Below are 3,775 nucleotides of genomic sequence, written 5' to 3' on the forward strand. Positions count from 1 at the left end.
CCTTCTCTGCACCATTGCAAGTTGATCTTGATGGGTCATGTGCTCTCCCCGAGGTGACGGGCGGGCATGCCGAGGTTGACGGTGGGGCGGCGACGGAAGCGGGCGGCATCGGCCTGCTTCGTTCGGAGGAAGGTGAGTGTCATGTCGATGCCTTCGATCTCGCCAAGCCAGTCCTCGGCCTCGGCTCGTTTGCGTCGGAGAAGGAGGTCCTTCTCGATCTCCGCGAGCCGGGGCAGCATCTTGGGATTGACCTGGAGCATCGGGCAGCGGATGCAGGCGTGCTCGTGCTGGCAGCCGGTGCCGTAGGGACGTGCGCAGTTGCCAAGTTCGACCTTGCGCTTGTCGAAGTGCTCTTCGAAGTCGGCCCACTCCTCCGGGGTGACCTCGGCGTACTCGCCTTCGGGCCGCAGGTTCCGACGGTGGTTGAGGAACCGCTGGTAGTGGGTGACGACGTCCTCGGCGAAGACTGCGACGTAGCCCTGGAGCGTCTGCAGGTTCAGGTGGCCCAGCAGTGCGGCACCGATGTGGATCGGTAGTCCGCCGTTGATGATCTCCGTGGCGAAGAGCCGTCGGAAGTCGTGGGGCGTGAAGGTCAAGCCCTCGAACGCTGCTCTGGTCTCGGCGAGTTCTTCGCAGCTGCGAGCGAGCATGTGCAACACCGTGGTGGGGGCCATGACGCCGTGAATAGTGCCCATCTGCCGTTGGAAGAGGAACGGCATGTCCTCCGACCAGGTCTTTTCATGCGGGTCGTAGCGACTCAGTTGCCGGATGGTCCGCCCGCCCGCTGTGAGGCGTCGGATGATCTGCGCGATCGCATGGAACAGGTCCGCCGACATCGGGATGACCCGCTCGCGGTCGCTCTTCGAGGGAGCGATGACCAGCAGGGCTATGACCTCGCCGTTCGATCGCTGGTATTGCCGGATGCTCAGGTGGGTGAGCTCGACGAGTTCCTCGACGCGGATGCCGCTGTGCCGCAGGACCTCGACCTGGGCCCACGCCCAGAAGGCGGTGTCCTCGGCGGCGGTGACGTCGACGGTGGTCCCGTCCTGATCGACGACCCGGACGGCCGGGTTCTCCTCGTGGCGGGCCCGCTCCTGGTCTCGTTTCGAGTTCGCGCGCTGGTAGCTGGCTCCCGCAAAGGTGAAGAACTCGCCGAGCGGAATGTCGCGGGCCGCCTCCAGCAGGCCAGCAAAGTACTCGCGCCGGGACTCGACGTGGTCGACCAAGGCAGGCAGTAGGGGCTGCCGGGCGCGGACCCGGTGAGCCATGCGCTGGTTGACCTCGCGCTTGCGTTTGGCGAAGCCCTTCAGGTCCCGCCGCCGAACCGGGCAGGGGGCGACCCACTCGGCCCAGCGCTCTGGCTCCTGGATCGACCAGCTGTGCAGATCCATGTAGAGGCCGCGAACCGCCAGGAGGATGCCGGAGGCGTCCTTGCGCTTCTTGTCCTTGTCGTTGTCCCAGAACTGGATCTCGGCCCGCCACTGGTCGTAGACCTCGGAGGAGAGAGCGAGGCCGGCCTGCCCAGGGTTGATCTGCTCGATCTTCGCCCAGAACTGGCTGGCCAGATGCCGGGAGAGCTTGTCGACTGTGGTGTAGTCCGACTCCGCGCGCCGGCGTCGGAGGTAGTCGATCAGCATCTGCCGGACGCCCTGGTGAGCGATCGGGTAGCGGTCGACGAGCTCTTCGATCGTGCGCTGGTTGCTGGAGACCGCGGCCCGCAGGGTCGGCGGTGTGTCGGGCGGGAAATGACCCATCCCGTGCAAGACAGTCCAGGCGGCCAGGGCGGCGAACCGGTCGGTGCGTCCGCCTGCTCCGTGGCTGACGCCCAGGCGGCGTGATTCGACGGAGTAGTGCATCAGGGCCGACGGCGTCAGGTCCTCCAGAGCCATGCCGCCGGTCGTCAGCGCCACCGCCAGGTCGAATTGGGCCCGGTTGCGGTGCACGTGCCGCAGTTCCGTGCGCCCGTCGGTGGCCTTGAAGAACGAGTCCAGGTAGGGGTCCTGCTGCAGAACGCGGAACAGTTGCTCGTACTGCCTGAACCTGTTGACCCGCAAGCCAGCGACGGACGGCTTGATGATCCGCATGCAGAACGCGAGCTTCGCGCCGGCGACCAGTGTGTTGCCGTCGTACTTGTCCGAAGCCTCCGACGTCACCGGGACGCTGTCGTGGTCTTTGTCGAAGCTGCTGGCCGCCCAGCGCTCCTGCCAGGTGTTCCCAGGCAAGGTTTCAAGGTGTCCGAAAAGTCGTTCGATCCCCATGACCGATCGCCGGAGCGGCATCGTTGTCATCGGGACCACCTCCTCGCCGACCACTCGGGCTATCTCCCGTACTGATGCGCGGGACAGGTCGCCGAATGGCAGCGGTGGCTTCTCCGGCGGCGGTGCGGGTTCTGCCTTGACCGATGCGGTGTTGAACCGTGTCGCGGGGGCGGGGACGAACGGCTTCGGGTCGTAGTTCACCCGCCGGTTGCGGAGGGTGGAGAAGTCGTCGGCGATGGTCGGGCTGTCAGCCACCGAAGACCGCCTTGAAGTCGTCGGGGTCGTAGCCGGCCGGGATGCTCCGCTCGACCTTCGGGCGGTTGTAGTGCGTCTGCAGGGCGTCGAAGAGGTCCTCGACCCGAGCCCTGAGGTAGCGGCCGGTGGTGGCCAGGTCGGTGTGGCGGAGGATTGCCCGCACTTCGACCAGGGTGAGGTTGGGGTCGTTGGCCATGCGCTCGGCGGCGGTGTGCCGAAGGTCGTGCAGGCTCCAGTTGGTCTTCAGCTTCTCGTTCACGCGCTGGATGACCCGGCGCATCGCCCAGTAGGTCAGCGGCCTGTCGGGGCCGCGCCGAGCGCGCAGAATCGCTTGGTGGGCCGGAGGAAGGCCAGCCGCGTCAAGGTAGGCGGCGAGCACCACGAGAGCCTGAGGGCTCGCCGGAATCGCCTCGCGCTCCCGCGTCCCCTTCGAGATCACGTAGACGAGCTGCCCCGACCAGTCGATATCCGCTGGAGTGATGCCCAAGAGTTCACTGGCACGGGCCCCGCTGGAGACGTAGAGCAGGATGGCGGCCCGGTCACGGTTGTGGTTCAGAGCCGCGAAGAACTCCTCCCACATCGCGTCCGGGATCGCGCGGGGATCCGCTTGATTCGACTTCTGCCGCAGTCGGGACCGGCGGAAGACCGGAACGGGCTCGGTCGGGTCTAGATGGGCCAGCGCCTGTCGCCGGGCCTGCGAGACGGGAACCGGGTTCATGACCGGTCCCCGTCCCGACTCGGCGTGGAACTCGTAGAAGCAGCTGACCACCGTCAGGGCGTGGTTGATAGTGCTGGCGGCGTAGCCGGCCTTCAGGTACCGCTTGCCCGTCCGCAGATTGACCGAGCCGGGCCGCGGCGCATTCGGGTTGCTTCGGCGCCGCTGCGGGTTCGCGGCTGCCCGCAGTAGGCCCACCATGGCCGCCGTCTCCGCCTCGACCGCCTTGTCCCACTCGACCCCGAGAAACCACAGCACCCGGAACCATCGCAGCAGGTCGTAGGCGTAGCTACGGCAGGTGAGAGGACTGTTGTCCCCGAGTGACAGATCCCGCAGGAAGGCCACCGTCGGCTCGACCGGCAGGCCATCCCTGCCGAGCACGACGTACGGCGGGTGCTGGGTGTCCAGCTGAACCACTGAGCCGATGCGGGGCAAGGTGACACCTCCTTCCATGAGTTGGTGATGCAGGGTCAGTTCCACTCGGGCCTCCAGGAGCTACACAGTCATCGCGCGCCAACTGGCGTCACGATGGTGCAGTTAACACACC

General features: G+C 66.6%; 2 protein-coding genes. Both read right to left on the reverse strand.

The genetic code is table 11. The features are described from left to right. Positions 1-35 precede the first annotated feature (35 nt). Entirely contained in the window at positions 36-2,513 is a 2,478-nt protein-coding gene (locus N4G70_RS36795; RefSeq protein WP_261717141.1) for a site-specific integrase, read from the reverse strand. Then, a complete protein-coding gene (locus tag N4G70_RS36800; protein ID WP_261717142.1) occupies positions 2,506-3,663 on the reverse strand; it encodes a site-specific integrase in 1,158 nt (385 codons plus the stop codon). The genes N4G70_RS36795 and N4G70_RS36800 overlap by 8 nt, the downstream gene beginning before the upstream one ends. Positions 3,664-3,775 lie beyond the last annotated feature (112 nt).

The sequence above is a fragment of the Streptomyces sp. ASQP_92 genome (assembly GCF_025399895.1).
GTDB lineage: Bacteria > Actinomycetota > Actinomycetes > Streptomycetales > Streptomycetaceae > Streptomyces.